This window comes from Streptomyces caelestis, from assembly GCF_001279005.1.
Classification (GTDB): Bacteria; Actinomycetota; Actinomycetes; order Streptomycetales; family Streptomycetaceae; genus Streptomyces; species Streptomyces heliomycini.
Genome location: NZ_LGCN01000036.1, coordinates 1 through 1000, shown reverse-complemented (window position 1 = coordinate 1000; position 1000 = coordinate 1). Strand labels below are relative to the sequence as shown.

Annotated in this window: 1 protein-coding gene; it reads left to right on the top strand. The window is 68.7% G+C overall.

Translation table 11 applies throughout. The features are described from left to right. Positions 1-1000, top strand: a 1000-nt coding sequence (gene ectB, locus ADK41_RS04340; protein ID WP_030837536.1) for a diaminobutyrate--2-oxoglutarate transaminase, incomplete at both ends; no start/stop codon positions are given.

The following is a 1000-nucleotide window of genomic DNA, read 5'->3' as shown; positions in this document are numbered from 1 at the left end:
GAGTCCGAGGTGCGCAGCTACTGCCGCGGCTGGCCCACCGTCTTCGACCGTGCGCACGGCAGCCGCATGTACGACGAGGACGGCCATGAGTACCTGGACTTCTTCGCCGGAGCCGGCTCACTCAACTACGGGCACAACAACCCCGTGCTGAAACGGGCCCTGATCGACTACCTGGAGCGCGACGGCGTCACCCACGGCCTCGACATGTCGACGACGGCCAAGCGCGCGTTCCTGGAGTCCTTCCAGAACTACGTCCTGCGTCCGCGCGACCTGCCGTACAAGGTCATGTTCCCGGGCCCGACGGGCACCAACGCCGTGGAGTCCGCGCTGAAGCTGGCCCGGAAGGTGAAGGGGCGCGAGGCCATCGTGTCGTTCACCAACGCCTTCCACGGCATGTCGCTGGGCTCGCTCGCCGTGACCGGCAACGCGTTCAAGCGGGCCGGCGCCGGCATCCCGCTGGTGCACGGCACGCCGATGCCGTTCGACAACTACTTCGACGGCCAGGTCCCGGACTTCCTGTGGTTCGAGCGGCTCCTGGAGGACCAGGGCTCCGGCCTCAACAAGCCCGCCGCCGTGATCGTCGAGACCGTGCAGGGCGAGGGCGGCATCAACGTCGCCCGGCCCGAGTGGCTGCGCGCCCTGGCCGAGCTGTGCGAACGCCAGGACATGCTGCTGATCGTCGACGACATCCAGATGGGCTGCGGCCGCACCGGCGCGTTCTTCTCCTTCGAGGAGGCCGGCATCACGCCCGACATCGTCACCGTCTCCAAGTCGATCAGCGGCTACGGGCTGCCGATGGCGCTGACCCTGTTCAAGCCCGAGCTGGACGTCTGGGAGCCGGGCGAGCACAACGGCACCTTCCGCGGCAACAACCCCGCCTTCGTCACCGCCACCGCGGCCCTGGAGGCGTACTGGGCCGACGGCTCCGCGATGGAGAAGCAGACCCGTGCGCGCGGTGAGCAGGTCGAGCAGGCGCTGATCGCCATCACCGAGGAGAACC